This window comes from Burkholderia sp. KL41 (assembly GCF_057005415.2).
Map to the genome: position 1 here is coordinate 3,392,732 of NZ_CM174446.1, position 17,463 is coordinate 3,410,194.

General features: G+C 66.9%; 20 protein-coding genes. 6 read left to right on the plus strand and 14 right to left on the minus strand.

Translation table 11 applies throughout. The features are described 5' to 3' along the window. Nucleotides 1-63 precede the first annotated feature (63 nt). Entirely contained in the window at nt 64-273 is a 210-nt protein-coding gene (locus PQB87_RS15945) for a twin transmembrane helix small protein (RefSeq protein WP_059688661.1), read from the plus strand. 174 nt (nt 274-447) lie between these two features. On the opposite strand, the gene PQB87_RS15950 is transcribed toward PQB87_RS15945, so the two are convergent. The 8 genes from PQB87_RS15950 to PQB87_RS15985 form a co-directional block, all read right to left on the minus strand. Continuing rightward, a complete protein-coding gene (locus tag PQB87_RS15950) occupies nt 448-1,305 on the minus strand; it encodes a cytochrome c oxidase subunit 3 (protein WP_027789064.1) in 858 nt (285 codons plus the stop codon). A gap of 152 nt (nt 1,306-1,457) precedes the next feature. Further along, the gene (locus PQB87_RS15955) at nt 1,458-1,658 is read right to left on the minus strand and encodes a DUF2970 domain-containing protein (protein WP_021163748.1); all 201 of its coding nucleotides are present in this window, start codon (nt 1,656-1,658) and stop codon (nt 1,458-1,460) included. Between the two features lie 16 nt (nt 1,659-1,674). Continuing rightward, on the minus strand, nt 1,675-2,283 hold the full coding sequence (locus tag PQB87_RS15960; protein WP_011353276.1) for a cytochrome c oxidase assembly protein: 609 nt from the start codon (nt 2,281-2,283) through the stop codon (nt 1,675-1,677). A 35-nt stretch (nt 2,284-2,318) separates the two neighbouring features. Then, nucleotides 2,319-2,459 (minus strand): cytochrome oxidase small assembly protein, encoded by a 141-nt coding sequence (locus tag PQB87_RS15965; protein WP_027789063.1) that lies wholly within the window; start codon nt 2,457-2,459, stop codon nt 2,319-2,321. An 80-nt stretch (nt 2,460-2,539) separates the two neighbouring features. Beyond that, the gene (gene ctaD, locus PQB87_RS15970) at nt 2,540-4,147 is read right to left on the minus strand and encodes a cytochrome c oxidase subunit I (protein ID WP_014895962.1); all 1,608 of its coding nucleotides are present in this window, start codon (nt 4,145-4,147) and stop codon (nt 2,540-2,542) included. Between the two features lie 43 nt (nt 4,148-4,190). Beyond that, nucleotides 4,191-5,786, minus strand: coding sequence for a cytochrome c oxidase subunit II (gene coxB, locus PQB87_RS15975; protein WP_059688660.1), 1,596 nt, complete (start codon nt 5,784-5,786; stop codon nt 4,191-4,193). 57 nt (nt 5,787-5,843) lie between these two features. Continuing rightward, on the minus strand, nt 5,844-6,368 hold the full coding sequence (locus PQB87_RS15980) for a DUF2244 domain-containing protein (RefSeq protein WP_021163744.1): 525 nt from the start codon (nt 6,366-6,368) through the stop codon (nt 5,844-5,846). A 195-nt stretch (nt 6,369-6,563) separates the two neighbouring features. Then, complete coding sequence (locus tag PQB87_RS15985) at nt 6,564-7,529, minus strand: methyltransferase domain-containing protein (protein WP_059498614.1); 966 nt, start codon at nt 7,527-7,529, stop codon at nt 6,564-6,566. 81 nt (nt 7,530-7,610) lie between these two features. Between PQB87_RS15985 and PQB87_RS15990 the strand changes: the two genes are divergently transcribed. Next, nucleotides 7,611-8,408 carry a ComF family protein gene (locus PQB87_RS15990; RefSeq protein ID WP_233345227.1) on the plus strand — a complete coding sequence of 266 codons (798 nt, stop codon included), beginning with the start codon at nt 7,611-7,613 and terminating at the stop codon, nt 8,406-8,408. Between the two features lie 105 nt (nt 8,409-8,513). Next, nucleotides 8,514-8,984 (plus strand): tRNA (uridine(34)/cytosine(34)/5-carboxymethylaminomethyluridine(34)-2'-O)-methyltransferase TrmL, encoded by a 471-nt coding sequence (gene trmL / locus PQB87_RS15995; RefSeq protein WP_489242374.1) that lies wholly within the window; start codon nt 8,514-8,516, stop codon nt 8,982-8,984. Between the two features lie 34 nt (nt 8,985-9,018). On the opposite strand, the gene PQB87_RS16000 is transcribed toward trmL, so the two are convergent. From PQB87_RS16000 to PQB87_RS16020, 5 genes are all read right to left on the minus strand, one after another. Further along, nucleotides 9,019-9,543, minus strand: coding sequence for an O-acetyl-ADP-ribose deacetylase (locus PQB87_RS16000; RefSeq protein ID WP_027789058.1), 525 nt, complete (start codon nt 9,541-9,543; stop codon nt 9,019-9,021). 95 nt (nt 9,544-9,638) lie between these two features. Next, nucleotides 9,639-10,637: an NAD(P)H-dependent glycerol-3-phosphate dehydrogenase gene (locus PQB87_RS16005; RefSeq protein ID WP_027789057.1), complete on the minus strand. Its 999-nt coding sequence runs from the start codon at nt 10,635-10,637 to the stop codon at nt 9,639-9,641. 28 nt (nt 10,638-10,665) lie between these two features. Continuing rightward, the gene (secB, locus tag PQB87_RS16010; protein WP_011353285.1) at nt 10,666-11,148 is read right to left on the minus strand and encodes a protein-export chaperone SecB; all 483 of its coding nucleotides are present in this window, start codon (nt 11,146-11,148) and stop codon (nt 10,666-10,668) included. A gap of 107 nt (nt 11,149-11,255) precedes the next feature. Next, on the minus strand, nt 11,256-11,516 hold the full coding sequence (gene grxC, locus PQB87_RS16015; protein WP_021164237.1) for a glutaredoxin 3: 261 nt from the start codon (nt 11,514-11,516) through the stop codon (nt 11,256-11,258). Beyond that, nucleotides 11,513-11,935 (minus strand): rhodanese-like domain-containing protein, encoded by a 423-nt coding sequence (locus tag PQB87_RS16020; protein WP_021164238.1) that lies wholly within the window; start codon nt 11,933-11,935, stop codon nt 11,513-11,515. Before PQB87_RS16020 ends, grxC begins: the two co-directional genes overlap by 4 nt. 136 nt (nt 11,936-12,071) lie before the next feature. Here PQB87_RS16020 and gpmA point away from each other — a divergent pair, with 136 nt between their 5' ends. The 3 genes from gpmA to PQB87_RS16035 all read left to right on the plus strand — a co-directional run bounded on the left by gpmA (nt 12,072) and on the right by PQB87_RS16035 (nt 15,521). Continuing rightward, nucleotides 12,072-12,818 (plus strand): 2,3-diphosphoglycerate-dependent phosphoglycerate mutase, encoded by a 747-nt coding sequence (gpmA, locus tag PQB87_RS16025; RefSeq protein WP_021164239.1) that lies wholly within the window; start codon nt 12,072-12,074, stop codon nt 12,816-12,818. A 296-nt stretch (nt 12,819-13,114) separates the two neighbouring features. Further along, nucleotides 13,115-14,662 (plus strand): S41 family peptidase, encoded by a 1,548-nt coding sequence (locus PQB87_RS16030; RefSeq protein ID WP_027789055.1) that lies wholly within the window; start codon nt 13,115-13,117, stop codon nt 14,660-14,662. A 106-nt stretch (nt 14,663-14,768) separates the two neighbouring features. Continuing rightward, the gene (locus tag PQB87_RS16035; protein ID WP_048025695.1) at nt 14,769-15,521 is read left to right on the plus strand and encodes a HesA/MoeB/ThiF family protein; all 753 of its coding nucleotides are present in this window, start codon (nt 14,769-14,771) and stop codon (nt 15,519-15,521) included. 73 nt (nt 15,522-15,594) lie between these two features. Here the strand turns inward: PQB87_RS16035 and ptsP are convergent, their stop codons facing one another. After that, the gene (gene ptsP / locus PQB87_RS16040) at nt 15,595-17,367 is read right to left on the minus strand and encodes a phosphoenolpyruvate--protein phosphotransferase (RefSeq protein WP_059688699.1); all 1,773 of its coding nucleotides are present in this window, start codon (nt 17,365-17,367) and stop codon (nt 15,595-15,597) included. Nucleotides 17,368-17,463: the final 96 nt, after the last annotated feature.

Below are 17,463 nucleotides of genomic sequence, written 5' to 3' on the forward strand. Positions count from 1 at the left end.
GCCGGAATGCGAAGTGCGATAATTATCCTCTTCCTTCCGAATTGCCGTCGTCCGGTTCGTGTCATGCACATACTCGTTCCCATCGCCTTCGTCCTCATCATTGCCAGCATGGGCTCGGCGCTCTACTTCATGATGCACGACCGAGGCCACACGAAACGCATGGTCTGGTCGCTCGCCACCCGCGTCGGGCTGTCGGTCTCGCTGTTCCTGCTCATCCTGGTCGCGAACTGGATGGGCTGGATCCATTCGACCGGCCTGCCGATCGGGCGTTGATGCCGTTGCCGCGGTCGCCGCTGTGACATTTCGCCGCACGGCCGCGCCACCAAGCAAAAGCGCCGCCTGACTGAGTCGCGGCGGCGCCAGGGTGGTGTCGCTCGCAGCCTCGCTGCCGCGCCCACGACACCAATGAAAACGGCCCGCGCATTGCTGCGCGGGCCGTTTTTCCATTTACAGCCAGTAGACGACGACGTACAGGCCGAGCCAGACGACGTCGACGAAGTGCCAGTACCACGCGGCGCCTTCGAATGCGAAGTGGTGATCGGGCTTGAAGTGGCCGCGGATCATCCGCACCAGCACCACCGCGAGCATCGTGCCGCCGAGGAACACGTGGAAGCCGTGGAAGCCCGTCAGCAGGAAGAACGTCGAACCGTACACGCCCGAGTTCAGCGTCAGGTTCAGTTCGTTGTACGCGTGGTAGTACTCGAAGCCCTGCAGGAACAGGAAGCAGATACCGAACACGAGCGTCGCGGCCAGCCATGCGATCGCCTTCTTGCGATGGTCGTCACGCAGCGCGTGGTGCGAGATCGTCAGCGTCACGCCCGACGACAGCAGGAACGCGGTGTTCAGCGTCGGGATCGGCCACGGGCCCATCGTCTTGAAGTGACCGGCGAGTGCTGCCGGGCCTTCGTTCGGCCACACGGCGGAGAAATCCGGCCAGATCAGCTTGTAGTCGAGGCTGCCGAGCTGGTGCAGCGCGATTTCGCGTGCATAGAACAGCGCGCCGAAGAACGCGCCGAAGAACATGACTTCCGAGAAGATGAACCAGCTCATGCTCCAGCGGTACGACTTGTCGACGTTCTTGCCGTAATGACCGCCTTCCGACTCGGCGATCGCGTCGCCGAACCAGTGATACAGCGTGAAGAGCAACCACAGCAGGCCGAGCAGTGCCGTAAACGGCGCCCAGTCGTGACCGTTGATCCACAGCGCCGCCGATCCGAGCATGACGAGCAGGCCGATGGCCGCACTGATCGGATGGTGCGACGGATGCGGCACGAAATAGTACGGGGTCTGGTTTTGACCGCTCATGCTTGATTCTCCACTTCTGTCCAATTTGTGTACCGGAAACCGCTCCGGCTTTATTTCTTGCGCGGCGTGACCGCCACCGCTCTTTCCTGCACGCGGCGCCGTGGCGCCGCGCACTGCATTCTTTCGTGACCGCGCGCCGCTAGCCGTACGCCTCAGCCCACGACGGCACGCACGATCAGGATCAGCACGCCGATGAACACACCGGCCGCCAGCAACGCGACGATCAGCACGTGCAGCGGATTCAGCTGCGTCGCGTCGGCCTCCAGGTCGCGCCGCTTGCGCACCCCGAAGAACGACCACAGCACGGCCTTCAGCGCCTGACCGAACGACCCGCCCCGCTTGACCTCCGTCATCGCCCCGCCTCCGTCGTCATGCGTCCGGCTTCGCCGCGCCCTGCGCCGCGGTCTTGCCCGGCGCCGGCGCCGGCGTGGCCGGCGTATTCAGCTCGAAGAACGTGTACGACAGCGTGATCGTCTTCACGTCCTTCGGCAGTTTCGGATCGATCACGAACACCACCGGCATCTTGCGCGATTCGTTCGCGGCCAGCGTCTGCTGCGTAAAGCAAAAGCACTCGATCTTCTTGAAGAACTCCGTCGCCTGCTTCGGCGCGTAGCTCGGAATCGCCTGTGCAACGACCGGCCTGCCCTGCCCGTTCGTCACGTCGTACACGATCGTCGTCAGCTCACCCGGATGCACGTCGAGGCTGTTGTGCTCCGGCTTGAAACCGAGCGGGCCGCGCGCATTCGCGTCGAACTCGACCGACACCGTGCGGCTGGTGTCGACCTGCGAATTCTTCACCTCGCGCTCGCTCACGTCGCGCTGCACCAGGTTGTTGATGCCGGTGATCTGGCAGATCGCCCGGTACATCGGGATCAGCGCGAAGCCGAAACCGAACATCAGCCCGGCCACGACGAAGAGCTTCACCAGCATCGAACGATTGAACGCGCGATCGACGGCGCCCTCTTCCGGCTTCGACATACGACAACTTCCTCGCTACTGCGTCTGTTGCTGCATCAGTGAGTGGACAGCCACCACTGCTTGATCACGACACCCACAAAAAAAACGGCGGCGATGACGAGCAGGATGAGGCCGAGCCGCTTGTTGCCCGCGCGGATCTGCTCGGGCGTTCGTCTTTGTTGTGGATTCCGGTTCATCTGAAACTTCGCTGACATTTCAATTCCGCGCCCGCCGCGCCTGCCTGCGCGGCAGGCAACGGCGGAGCGCAGGGTGAAACTTATTCGACGTGCGGCGGTTGCTCGAACGTATGGAAGGGAGCCGGGCTCGGCACCGTCCACTCGAGGCCCGTCGCGCCATCCCACGGCTTGTCCGACGCCTTTTCCAGCTCGCCGCCGCCACGGTAGGCCGGCAGCGCGACCGCGAACAGGAAGTACACCTGCGCGAGGCCGAAGCCGAATGCGCCGATCGTCGCGACCTGGTTGAAGTCCGTGAACTGCGCCGGGTAGTCCGCATAACGACGCGGCATGCCGGCGAGACCGACGAAGTGCATCGGGAAGAACGTCAGGTTGAAGAAGATCATCGACGACCAGAAGTGGATCTTGCCGCGCGTCTCGTTGTACATCCAGCCCGTCCACTTCGGCGCCCAGTAGTACCAGCCCGAGAACAGCGCGAACAGCGAGCCGGCCACCAGCACGTAGTGGAAGTGCGCCACCACGAAGTAGGTGCCGTGATACTGGATGTCGAGCGGCGCCATCGCGAGCATCAGGCCCGTGAGACCGCCGAACGTGAACACGAACAGGAAGCCGATCGCGAACAGCATCGGGGTTTCGAAGGTCATCGAGCCGCGCCACATCGTCGCGAGCCAGTTGAACACCTTCACGCCGGTCGGCACCGCGATCAGCATCGTCGCGTACATGAAGAACAGCTGGCCGGTGACCGGCATGCCCGTTGCGAACATGTGGTGCGCCCAGACCATGAACGACAGGATCGCGATCGAAGCCGTCGCGTACACCATCGAGCTATAGCCGAACAGCGTCTTGCGTGCGAACGCCGGGATCACCTGCGACACGATCCCGAACGCCGGCAGAATCATGATGTACACCTCGGGGTGGCCGAAGAACCAGAAGATGTGCTGGTACATCACCGGGTCGCCGCCGCCTGCCGCGTTGAAGAACGACGTGCCGAAGTGACGGTCGAACAGCACCATCGTGATCGCGCCCGCCAGAACCGGCATCACCGCGATCAGCAGGTACGCCGTGATCAGCCACGTCCATGCGAACATCGGCATCTTCATCAGCGTCATGCCCGGTGCGCGCATGTTCAGGATCGTCACGACGATGTTGATCCCGCCCATGATCGACGACGCACCCATGATGTGCACCGCGAAGATCGCGAAGTCCATGCCCGGGCCCATCTGCGTCGACAGCGGCGCGTAGAGCGTCCAGCCGGCGGCCGTCGCGCCGCCCGGCGCGAAGAACGAACCGACCAGCAGCACGGCAGCGACCGGCAGCAGCCAGAAGCTGAAGTTGTTCATCCGCGCGAACGCCATGTCGGATGCGCCGATCTGCAGCGGAATCATCCAGTTCGCGAAGCCGACGAACGCCGGCATGATCGCGCCGAACACCATGATCAGGCCGTGCATCGTCGTGAGTTCGTTGAAGAACTCCGGACGCATGATCTGCAGGCCCGGCTCGAACAGCTCGGCCCGGATGCCGAGGGCCATCACGCCGCCCGACAGGAACATGATGAACGAGAACAGCAGGTACAGCGTACCGATGTCCTTGTGGTTGGTGGCGAACAGCCAGCGCCGCCAGCCGTGCGGCATTTCGTGCGCGTGGTCGTCGTGCGCGTGGTCCGCGGCTACGTCGTGCCCGATGCTAGACATGAGAATCTCCTAATGCGAATACGTCGACTAACTCAGCGACACGTCAAGCCGCCGGCCCAATCTCGACACGCCGGGCTTCCTTCGCGTCCGCCCCGCCCGTGATCGTTTCCGGCTTTTTGAGAATAATGTGGTCTTCCGCCACGCCTGCTGCCTTCAGCGCGTCGCGCACGGCTTGCGCGCGATGCTTCGCCAGTTCGGCGTTCGCGTCGGCCGAGCCCGTCTTGTCGGTGAAACCCGACAGCGCGAGCTTCGCGTCCGGATGTGCCTTCGCATAGTCGGCCGCGGCGGCGATCGCCGCTTTCGCGTCGGCCGGCAGCACGCTCTTGCCCGTCTCGAAGTAGATCGTCGACAGTGCGGCCGATGCCGACGCTGCCGCCGGCTGTTCGGCTGCGCCCGACGCGGCTTGCGCCGGCGCCGAAGCCGCTTCGGCCGGTGCTGCGGCGCCTGCGGTGTCTTCCGGCATCTTGCCGTTACGCGCGTCGGCCACTTGCTTCGGCTGCAGCAGGTCGTTCTTGTGGTTGCCCCACGAGTTGCGTTCGTACGTGATGACCGAAGCGATGTCGAGATCCGACAGCGACGCCCACGACGGCATTGCGCCCTTGCCGTGCAGCACGCGCTCGACATGGCCGGCGATCGGGCCGTTCACGATCGGGCTGCCGTCCATGGCCGGGAATGCGCCGAGGCCCTTGCCGCTCACCTGGTGGCAGGCCGCGCAGTTCGCCTTGTAGACTTCCTCGCCGTGCGCGACGAGTTCGGCCATCGTGTAGACCTTGTTCGGATCGACTGCGGCGCCGGCCAGCTTGGCCTTCTGCGCGGTGACCCACTTCGCGTAGTCTTCGTCCGACAGGACTTCGACGACGACCGGCATGTACGCGTGTTCCTTGCCGCACAGCTCGGTACAGAAACCGCGGAACGTACCGACCTTGTCGGCCTTGAACCACGTGTCGCGCACGAAGCCGGGGATCGCATCCTGCTTCACGCCGAACGCGGGCACGTACCACGAGTGGACGACGTCGTTCGCGGTCGTGATGATGCGGATCTTCTTGTTGACCGGCACGACGAGCGGGTTGTCGACTTCCTGCAGGTAGGTGTCGGTGATCGGCTTCTTGCCCATCACTTCGTCACGCGGGGTGCTGAGCGTCGACAGGAAGCCGATGCCCTCGCCCGGGCCCTTCACGTAGTCGTAGCCCCACTTCCACTGGTAGCCGGTGACCTTGATCGTGAGATCGGCGTTGGTCGTGTCCTTCATCGCGACGACGGCCTTCGTCGCCGGCAGCGCCATCAGCACGACGATGACGAACGGCACGATCGTCCAGATGATCTCGACGGTCGTGCTTTCATGGAAATTGGCGGCCTTGTGGCCCTTGGATTTGCGGTGCGCGAAGATCGAATAGAACATCACACCGAACACGCCGACGAAGATCACCGTACACAGGATCAGCATCATCGTGTGGAGATCGTAGAGCTCCTCGGCGATTTTCGTGACCGGCGGCTGAAAGTTGATCTCGTTGACGCGGGGGCCGCCCGGGCTATCACCGACCGCCAGGGCGGCACCGGCAAAGAGCAATCCGCTGCATGCCAGCACGCCCGTGAGGGCTCGCTTGATTGTTTTCATAGCATCCTTACCCAAAATTTCCATTCAAACCCTCCCCCGTCGCAAGCCTCCGGCCCGTTTCCGGCCAGTGCCCGCGCCTCGTCAGCCGCAGCGCCTGAGCGATGCACGCAGTTCGTCGGCGAACTGCGCACGCTTGTACTGCGCGAGATGCTGCCCGATTACGACGGTCTGCCCGCGCGATACCAGCCGAATCGGATCGCGTGGCGTCGCACCCGGCTCGACCCGCACCCAGCGCGGGTTGAATTCGATCTGCGTGAGCCGCTCCGCATCCATCCGCTCGATCACGAGCCGGTGCGGATACAGCCTGATGCGTTCGTAATCGACCGCATGGCGAGCATAGATCGCAAATGCGACACCCACCGCCAGCAACTCGATTCCGGTGAAGGGCATGACGAGCCAGGCCCCCCGCCACATCAGCAATGTCGCGATCACCAGCGAGAAGCCCGCGAGCGACGCGTAAAACAGCACGAACTGGCGCGGCGACGCCGAACAGTTGCGTTTCATCAGCCAGTCTTCGAGGACCGGCTCGCCGTTCGTCGTCTCCGCCAAAACCCTCGCTGCTTCCATCGCCGCCTCACGCGAATGGCATGCGATGCATGCCTGCATCGGACTCGTCGCCCCGTATTGCGGGGACCCCGGGACGACAAGCTGACGCATTATAGGCGGGTTCAATGGCATCCACAAGCAAGCGGCTATCGCCCCGCAAGCCAAGCGCGACAAGCTTTCCGGCCATTTCAGGCGCCAATTCGACCCCGCTTTGCGCCGCTAATTTCAGACATAACAAAACCCCTCTTTACCGCTCTACCGATTCTTCGGACGCCCCTTTCCGATGTCCTCGATGCGCACGATCCCGTGCCCCTCGGCGGTCGTGCGCGGCACGGCCTTCCACGCGTGGCCGTAGATCACTTCGAACGTCAGGGCGATCGTGCCGTCCGCGCGCCGGCGCGCCTCCAGCGCGTCGCCGAGCGCCGCGCGAAAGCGCCGGGTCGCGCGCTGCGGCGCCTCGCGCTCGAACGGATAGGCGCCCCAGCGGCGCACGTCGGCCAGCAGGGAGTCGGGGGTCTTGTAGGTGACGGTCAGCACTTCCTGATCCATCACGGGAATCTCGAAGCCGCTCTCGACGAGCATGTCGCCGAGGTCGTGCATGTCGACGAAATCGATCACGCGCGCGGCGGGCGGCACGATGCCGAGCGCCGCTTCCGCATCCGCGCAGGCCGCGCGCAGTTCGCGCAGCGTATCGGGGCCGAGCGTGCTGAACATCAGCAGCCCGTTCACGCGCAGCACGCGCTGCCATTCGGGCAGCACCGTGTCCGGACGCGAATGCCAGTGGAGCGCGAGATTCGACCAGATCAGGTCGAACGCGCCGCCCGGGAACGGCAGCGCGGCGAAGTCGGCCTGGGCGACGCGGGGGCCGCGCTGGCCCAGCGCACGGCCGAGCGAGGCCGGCAGCCAGCGGCGCCAGCTCGTCTGCTCGACCTCGCGCTGACCGGCTCGCGCGAGCATCGCGCCGGACAGGTCGACGCCGAATACGGGTGCCTCCGGAAAGCGCGCGCGCAGCGCCGGCAGGTCGTCCCCCGGGCCGCAGCCCGCGTCCAGCACGGCCGCGGGGCTGACCTTGATGTATTCGAGGCGCTCGTTCATCCGCTGCGCGATCTCGCGCGGCAGGAACGCGACCGCGTCGAACGTGGCGGCGCGGCGATCGAAGATCCGCCGCAGGCGCCTTGCGTCATTGGCCGGACGGCCGGTTGAAGTCGAAGCTGGGGACATGTCGGGCACACTGGCGAAGAGCCCGAAGTATACTCGCTCGCCCCGCAGGCTTCATTGAGGCGGGGTGTCAGGAGTGTTGCGATGATCCGCAGTTCCGCCCGGCGCACGATGCGCGTCGCTTTGTCGCAGGTTCGCGCGCTGGCCGCGCGCGTCGCCGCGGTCGCGCTGCCGAATCGCTGCGCACTGTGCGGCAATTTGTCACACACGATGATTTGCGTCGCCTGCGACGCCGCGTACTGGAATGAAGCGCGGCTGCGCTGCGGCGTCTGCGCGATACCGCTGGGCATCGGGCAACCGCGTTCGCACCGGCCCCGCGGCGCTCGCGCCGGCAGCGCGGCCGCGTACCGTTGCGACGCGTGCCGTGCGGCACCGCCGCCGTTCGATGCGACGCTCGCGCTGGCGGATTACCGCGCGCCGCTCGACGGGCTCGCGCGCGGCCTGAAGTTTCACCGGCAACTCGCGCTCGGCACCGAATTCGCGGCACGGCTCGCGCGGCTGATCGACGATACGCCCGGCGCCAGCGGCTTCGACCTGGTGGCGCCGGTGCCGCTGTCGCACCGGCGGCTCGTCGCGCGCGGCTACAACCAGGCGTGGGCGATCGCGCGCCCGCTCGCGCGGCGGCTCGGGGTGCGCGCGGATGCGGCGCTGCTCGCGCGCGTCGCCGACACCGCGCCGCAGTCGCGGCTCGACCGGCACGCACGGCGCGACAACGTGATCGCGGCATTTGCGGTGACGGGCGGCGTCGCCGGCCGCCACGTTGCGCTCGTCGACGACGTGATGACGTCCGGCGCGACGCTCGCGGCCGCCGCGCACGCACTGAAGGCGGCGGGCGCCGCACGCGTGACGAATCTGGTTGCGCTGCGCACCGCCAGGGATTAATTAGATAGAGAGGCCGACCGACCGGACACGGCGGCGGCCGTCACGAACCGGCCGGCCGGGAACACGCGCGTAGCGCCGCCCCGGCCGGCCCAGCCAAACCGAAACATGTTCAACGTCGTCCTCGTCGCCCCCGAAATCCCGCCGAACACCGGCAACGTGATCCGCCTGTGCGCCAACACGGGCGCGCGCCTGCACCTGATCGAGCCGCTCAGCTTCCCGCTCGACGACGCGCGGATGCGCCGTGCGGGCCTCGACTATCACGAGTATGCGCAGATGCGCGTACACCGCGACTGGGACGCGTTCATCGCGGCGGAAACGCCCGATCCGGCGCGAATGTTCGCGTTCACGACACGCGGCTCGGGCCGCTTCCACGATCATGCGTTCCTGCCGGGCGACTGGTTCGTGTTCGGCTCGGAAACGCGCGGCCTGCCCGCCGAACTGCTCGAGCGCTTCCCGAACGAACAGCGCGTGCGCCTGCCGATGCGGCCGGACAACCGCAGCCTGAACCTGTCGAACACGGTCGCGGTGGTCGTGTTCGAGGCGTGGCGCCAGGCCGGTTTCGAAGGCGGCGCATGACGCCGGGACGGCGCCTCCCGCCCCGCGGAAGGCGTCACGTCCGAGCGAGCCGCGCGCGGTACAGGTCGTAGATGTCGGGGGAAAAGCACGCGAACACCACGCGTGCGAGGTTCGGCGCCTGTGGCAGCATTTCGGCGACGGTGCCCACGGCGATATCGACGGCTTCTTCGGCCGGATAGCGATAGATTCCGCAGCTGATCGCCGGGAACGCGATCGACGTCGCCGCGACCTCCTCGGCCAGCTCGATCGCGCGGCGGTAGCACGACGCGAGCAGGTCGGCCTCGCCGCGCCCGCCGCCATGCCACACGGGCCCGACCGCATGGATCACGTAACGCGCCGGCAGCCCGTGGCCGCGCGTGAGCCTGGCGTCGCCCGTGTCGCAGCCGCCGAGCGTGCGGCACTCGGCGAGCAGGCCGGGGCCGGCCGCGCGGTGGATCGCGCCGTCGACGCCGCCCCCGCCGAGCAGCGAGCCGTTCGCGGCGTTGACGATCGCGTCGACATCGAGCGTCGTGATGTCGACGACCTGCGCATCGAGCGTGGTGGAATGGATCTGCAGCATGACAACCTCCCGGAACGCCGGAGACTGTTCAAGCGTAGCGCGCTTTGACGCCGCGCGCCCGCGGCGAACACGGCGCCAGGCGGCGCCCGGCCGCGCTACTCGGCGCGCGCGTCGCGCCGCAGCAGGCCGCTGACGGCGTCGCGCGGCGCGATGCCGTCGAACAGCACGCCGCACACGGCTTCGGTAATCGGCATTTCGATCGACTGCGCCCGCGCGATGGCCAGCACGGCCTGCGCACAGCGCACGCCTTCGGCCACGTGGCCGAGCGCGCCGAGGATATCGTTCAGCGTGCGGCCGGCCGCCAGTTGCAGGCCGACCGTGCGGTTGCGCGACAGGTCGCCCGTTGCGGTGAGGATCAGGTCGCCGAGGCCGGTCAGGCCCGTGAAGGTTTCCGCACGGCCGCCGAGCGCGACGCCCAGCCGCGACATTTCGGCGAGGCCGCGCGTGATCAGCGCGGCACGCGCGTTCAGCCCGAGGCCGAGGCCGTCGGCAATACCGGTCGCGATCGCGAGCACGTTCTTCACCGCGCCGCCGACCTCGACGCCGACCACGTCGTCCCCCGTATAGATCCGCATCGCACCGTGATGGAACGCGGCGAGCGTGCGCTCGCGGCATTCGGCGGACGTGCTCGCCACCGTCAGCGCGACGGGCAGCGACTGCCCGACCTCGCGTGCGAAGCTCGGCCCCGACAGCACGCCGTTGCTGTGCTGTTCGGGCAGCTCGGCCGCGATCACCTGGTGCGGCAGCAGATGCGTGTCGGCCTCGAAGCCCTTGCAAACCCAGACGATGTGCGCGGGCACGCAGCCCGCAGCGCGCATCGCGTGACACAGCGTGCGCAGCCCGGCCACCGGCGCGGCGATCACGCACAGAGCGTCGTCCGCGGCGCCGTGCGCGAGCGCGGCGCCGAGATCGGCGTCGTAGCGCAACGCGTCAGGCAGCGCGATGCCGTCCAGGTAGCGGGAATTTTCGTGCCGGGCCTGCAGCCCGGCGATGAGCGCGGCATCGCGCGCCCACAGAAGCGTATCGTGCCGCGCGGCCAGATGGCCCGCGAGCGCGGTGCCCCAGGCACCGGCGCCGAGAACGGCTACTTTCATACCCAGCACCGGTCCTCCGAGCAAAACGTCAGTTCAGCGTCGTGCCGTTCGGCGCGCCTGCTGCGGCGCCGGCCTGCTGCTGAAGCTGCGCGAGACGCTGTTCGTACAGCGCCTGGAAGTTGATTTCCGCCAGGTGGATCGGCGGGAAGCCCGCGCGCGTGATCGCGTCGGCGATGTTCGAACGCAGGTACGGGAACAGGATCGTCGGGCACGCGATGCCGACGAGCGGGTCGAGCTGTTCGTCCGGAATGTTGCGGATGTCGAAAATACCGGCCTGCTTCGCTTCGATCAGGAACGCGACCTTGTCCTTCACCTTCGCGGTGACGGTGCCCGACACGACGACTTCGAACACGCTTTCCGCGAGACGGTCGGCCTTGACGTCGACTTCGACTTCAACCGACGGCATGTCCTGCTCGAGGAAGATGGCCGGCGAATTCGGCTGCTCGAGCGACATATCCTTCAGGTAGACGCGCTGGATGTTGAAGAACGGTTGGTTTTCGACGTCGGACATGGTGTTTCCCTAAAAGTGGTGACGGGGCGGCCCGGCTTCGCGCCGGCCGCCACGGATGAATCCTGCGCGCCCAAGCCGCGGCGCGGCCGGCGGCCATTCTGCCCTAATCAGGCCGCTTGCAGAAGCGGAACGAGCCCGCCTTCGCGGTCGAGCTTCGACAGATCGTCGTAGCCGCCGACGTGCGTGTCGCCGATATAGATCTGCGGCACCGTGCGGCGCCCCGTGCGCGACATCATTTCGTCGCGGCGGGCCGGATCGCGGTCGATCAGCACCTTCTCGATCTGCTCGACACCGCGCAGCTTCAGCAGGCGCTCGGCCTGGATGCAATACGGACACACCTGCGTGCTGTACATCAAAACCTTGTTCACTTCGCCACTCCTTGTTTGACGACCGGCATCCCGGCCTGCTGCCAGGCAGCCACGCCGCCCTCGAGCACGTGCACCTCGGCGTAGCCCGCCGCCTCGACCTCGCGCGCCGCCTTCTGCGACTGCTGGCCGTTCTGGCAGACGAGCAGCACCGGCGTGCTCTTGTTCTTCGCGACCTGCGCGATCTTCGCGCCGATCTCGCCCGCCGCGACCTGGCGGGCCGACGGCAGGTGGCCGGCCGCGAAGTCGGACGCGGCGCGCACGTCGATCACGACCGCATTGCGGCGGTTGATGAGTTGCGTCGCCTCTGCGGCCGACAGGCCGCCGCGACCGCGGCGCAGCGCGGGCCAGGCCAGCAGGCCGCCGGATACCACCAGGATCGCGATAAGGGCCAGGTTGGTGTAATCGGTAAAGAACGTCACGGAATTCCGCCGGAAAAAGAGAAATCGGATGAGGACAATCCCGCCATTATAAAATAACCGTCTTGCGCGATGGCGGGCCCCGGTCGGGTCCCGTACGACGCGCCCCGCTTCCCTATCACTACCGACCGCAAGATCCATGTACAAACTCGTTCTCATCCGCCACGGCGAATCGACGTGGAACAAGGAAAACCGCTTCACCGGCTGGGTCGACGTCGACCTGACCGAACAGGGTCGCAACGAGGCCTACCAGGCCGGCGAATTGCTCAAGGAGGCCGGCTACACGTTCGACATCGCGTACACGTCGGTACTCAAGCGCGCGATCCGCACGCTGTGGCACGTGCAGGACCGGATGGACCTGATGTACCTGCCGGTCGTCCACTCGTGGCGCCTGAACGAGCGCCACTACGGCGCGCTGTCGGGCCTGAACAAGGCGGAAACGGCCGCGAAGTTCGGCGACGACCAGGTGCTCGTGTGGCGCCGCAGCTACGACACGCCGCCGCCCGCGCTCGAGCCGACCGACGAACGCGCGCCGTTCAACGACCCGCGCTACGCGAAGGTGCCGCGCGAGCAGCTGCCGCTCACCGAGTGCCTGAAGGACACGGTCGCGCGCGTGCTGCCGCTGTGGAACGAGTCGATCGCCCCGGCGGTCCGCGCCGGCAAGCAGGTGCTGATCGCCGCGCACGGCAACTCGCTGCGCGCGCTGATCAAGTACCTCGACGGCATCTCGGACAGCGACATCGTCGGCCTGAACATCCCGAACGGCGTGCCGCTCGTGTATGAACTCGACGAGAACCTCAAGCCGATCAAGCACTATTACCTCGGCGACCAGGACGCGATCGCGCAGGCGCAGGCCGCCGTCGCGAAGCAGGGCAAGGCGGGCTGACGCCCGTCGGCCGGGCGAGCCTGCCGGGCCGGGCGGGCCGCGTCCGGCCCGGCATGCCCGACCCCGGCCCCGCCCCTTGCCGGCGCACCGCGCGAACCTTCGCGCCCCCGGCGCTGTCGAATCCGCTTTCGAACCCGCGGCGCGTCCGGCGGTGCCCGGCCGGGCCGCCTCCGGGCCCGCCGCGACGCCCGCTGCGACGCAATTCGCGCCGTTCCACTGAGTCTTCGGACGAACAGTTATACTTGTCCGCTACATCCCCGCTACCGCCACGCGCTTCCCGACCGCACCAGATCTCTATGCGAATGAAATTGAAGAACATCGGCCTGATTGCCGCGGGCCTCGCCACGGGCGTGTTCGCCACGCTGCAGGTTTCCGCATCGGCCGAGCAGACCGCCACGGCGCCGCTTCCCCTCGACCAGCTCCGCCTGTTCGCGGAAGTCTTCGGACAGATCAAGCGCGAGTACGTCGAGCCGGTCGACGACAAGAAGCTGCTGACGGCCGCGATCAAGGGCATGGTGTCGAGCCTCGACCCGCACTCGTCGTTCCTCGACAAGACCGACTATGACGAGCTGCAGGAGCAGACGAAGGGCCGCTTCGCGGGTCTCGGCATCGAGATCTCGCAGGAAGACGGCCTCGTCAAGGTGATCTCGCCGATCGAAGATACGCCCGCGTTCCGCGCCGGCATCCGTCCGGGCGACCTGATCACGCGCATCAACGACAAGCCGGTGCGCGGCATGACGCTCGACAAGGCCGTGAAGCAGATGCGCGGCGAGCCGGGCACCAAGGTCACGCTGACGATCTTCCGCAAGAGCGACGACCGCACGTTCCCGGTCACCGTCACGCGCGCGATCATCAAGGTCCAGAGCGTGAAGATGAAGATCCTCGATCCGGGCTATGCGTATGTCCGCATCACGAGCTTCCAGGAGCGCACGACGCCCGATCTCGCGCAGAAGCTGCAGGACATCGCACGCCAGCAGCCGAACCTGAAGGGCCTCGTCCTCGACCTGCGCAACAACGGCGGCGGCCTGCTGCAGAGCGCGGTCGGCGTGGCCGGCGCGTTCCTGCCGCCCGACTCCGTCGTCGTGTCGACCAACGGCCAGATCCCCGATTCGAAGCAGGTCTACCGCGATACGTACGACAACTATCGCCTGCCGTCCTTCGACGGCGATCCGCTGAAGAACCTGCCGCCGGTCTTCAAGACGGTGCCGATGATCGTGCTGACGAACGCCTATTCGGCGTCCGCGTCGGAAATCGTCGCCGGTGCGCTGCAGGATTCGAAGCGCGCGCAGATCATGGGCAAGACGACGTTCGGCAAGGGTTCGGTGCAGACGGTCCGCCCGATGACGGCCGACACCGCGCTGCGCCTGACCACCGCGTACTACTACACGCCGAGCGGCCGTTCGATCCAGAACAAGGGCATCACGCCGGACGTGCCGGTCGATCAGTACGCGGACGGCGATCCGGACGACGTGCTCGTGACGCGCGAGGTCGACTACACGAACCACCTCGCGAACACGCAGGATCCGAACGAGAAGAAGGAACAGGAAGAGCGCGAGCAGCGCCGGATGGATCAACTGCGCGTCCTCGAAGAGCAGAACGACAAGAAGACGCCGGAGCAGCGCCAGAAGGATCGCGATCGCAAGCCGATCGAGTTCGGCAGCGCCGACGACTTCATGATGCAGCAGGCGCTCAACAAGCTCGAAGGCAAGCCGGTGCAGGAATCGAAGTCGCTGCTCGCCGAAAGCACGAAGGGCACGGCCGGCAAGGCCGCCACGGCCCCGAAGGCATCGGGCGCAAGCGCGAAGCCGGCTTCCGCACCGAAGCCCGCGTCGGCGCCGAAGTAAGCGCCGGCCGGCATCCGACGGGCCATCGCGGGAAGACCGCGATGGCCCGTTTTTCATGCGCGCCTAAAATAACGACACGTCCGCCGCTTCGCCCACGACTCCCCCCATGAACGACGATCAACTCCTTCGCTACTCCCGCCACATCCTCGTCGACGAAATCGGCATCGAGGCGCAGCAGCGCTTTCTCGATGCGCATGCGATCGTCGTCGGCGCGGGCGGCCTCGGCTCGCCCGCCGCAATGTACCTCGCGGCATCGGGCGTCGGCACGATCACGCTCGTCGACGCCGATACGGTCGATCTCACGAACCTGCAGCGGCAGATCCTGCACGTGACGGCCTCGGTCGGCCGCAGCAAGGTCGAATCGGGGCGCGACACGCTCGCGCAACTGAACCCCGAGGTGAAGGTACACGCGGTCGCCGCGCGCGTCGACGACGCATGGCTCGACGCGCACGTGCCGAACGCGACCGTCGTGCTCGACTGCACCGACAACTTCGCGACGCGGCACGCGATCAACCGCGCGTGCGTCGCGCACGGCGTGCCGCTCGTGTCGGGCGCCGCGCTGCGCTTCGACGGCCAGATCAGCACGTTCGATTTCCGCGACCCGGCCGCGCCCTGTTATGCGTGCGTGTTTCCGGAAGACCAGCCGTTCGAGGAGGTCGCGTGCGCGACGATGGGCGTGTTCGCGCCGACGGTCGGGATCATCGGTGCGATGCAGGCCGCCGAGGCGCTGCGCGTGATCGGCGACATCGGCAAGACGCTCAACGGGCGGCTGATGATGCTCGATTCGCTGCGGATGGAATGGACGACGATGAAAATCGCGCGCCAGGCCGACTGCCCCGTGTGCGGGGGCCGGCACTGACGCGCGACGGGCATGCGCCAGGCGGCGCATGCGTGGTGACACTTCGCTACTGTCTTAGCGTCGACGTGGGCGCCTATGCGGCCGCATCCGCGCGCGGCTCGGCGACCGACAGGCGCTGCAGCGCGGCCTGCACTTCCTCCGGCTCGAACGCCGCGAGCACGTCGGCCGTCGGCTTTTCGAGCGCCTTCAGGTGCGCGCGCAGGATCTCCTGCTTCACGACGAGCAGCTGGCTCGGGTGCATCGAGAACTCGGTGAGCCCCATCCCGAGCAGCAGGCGCGTAAGCGCCGGGTCGCCCGCCATCTCCCCGCACACCGACACGGATACCCCCGCGCGCTTCGCTTCGCGCAACGTATAGGCGATCAGGTGCAGCACGGCCGGGTGCAGCGGGTCGTACAGGTGCGCGACCGCGTTGTCCGCACGGTCGATCGCGAGCGTGTACTGGATCAGGTCGTTCGTGCCGATCGACAGGAAATCGAACCGCTTCAGGAACAGCGGCAGCGCGATCGCCGCGGCCGGGATCTCGATCATCGCGCCGATGCGCACGTTCGGATCGTACGCGAGCCCCGCGTCGTCGAGCTGGCGCTTCGCCTCGCGGATCAGGTCGAGCGTCTGGTCGATCTCCTGCGCGTGCGCGAGCATCGGGATCAGGATCTTCACCTGGCCGAACGCGGACGCACGCAGGATCGCACGCAACTGCGTGAGGAACATCTGCGGCTCGGACAGGCTCCAGCGGATCGCGCGCAAGCCGAGCGCGGGGTTCGGCGCCGTCTCGTAGCCCTCGTCGAGCGCCTCGAGCGGCTTGTCCGCGCCGACGTCGATCGTGCGGATCGTCACCGGCATGCCCTTCATCCACTCGACGGCCCGCTTGTAGGCGGCGAACTGCTCCTCCTCTTCCGGCATCTCCTTCTGATGCATGAACAGGAACTCGGAACGGAACAGCCCGACGCCGACCGCGCCGGCCTCGACGGCCGCCTTCGCGTCGTCGGGCAGCTCGATGTTCGCGTACAGATCGATCTTGGTGCCGCATAACGTTTGCGTCGGCGAGAACTTCAGACGCTGCAGCTTGCGTTGCTCCAGCAGCTTCTCGGACTGCCGGTACGAATACTCCTCGAGGACGATCGGCGCCGGATCGACGATCACGATGCCCTGGTCGCCGTCGACGATGATCAGGTCGTCCTGGCGGATCAGCGCGCTCGCGTGCTGCACGCCGACCGCGGCCGGAATGCCGAGGCTGCGCGCGACGATCGCCGTGTGCGACGTGCGGCCGCCGAGGTCGGTGACGAACGCCTGGAACGACTGCGACTTGAACTGCATCATGTCGGCCGGCGCGATGTCGTGCGCGACGACGATCATCTCGTTCGTGCCGTTCGCGGCCGCGCGGTCGAGCGCCTGCGACGCGGACGGTGCGCCGGCGAGCGCCTTCAGCACGCGCTCGACCACCTGCTCGATGTCGGCCTTGCGCTCGCGCAGGTATTCGTCCTCGATGTCGTCGAAGTGACGCGTGAGCAGCTCGAGCTGCTCGGTCAGCGCCCACTCGACGTTGTAGCGGCGCGTGCGGATCAGGTCGATGGTTTCCTGCACGAGCATCTCGTCGCTCAGGATCATCGCGTGGACATCGATGAATGCACCGACCTCGCTCGGGGTGTCGTCGGTCAGGTCGGCGCGCAGCGCCTCGAGTTCGTGATGCACGACATCGAGCGCCGTGCGGAAGCGCTCGACCTCGGCATCGATCTGGTTTGCGTCGATCAGGTAATGGGCGACGTCGAGCGCCGCCGGCGCGATCAGGTACGCTCGCCCGATCGCGATACCTCGTGAGACGGGAATGCCATGCAGCGTGAAGGACACGCGCACCTCCTCTGTACAAGTAAAGCCGCGGCACACTGCTGCGATGCGCTTATGACCCCGGTTAGCGATTATAAATTCCGCGACTCCCCGCTGACT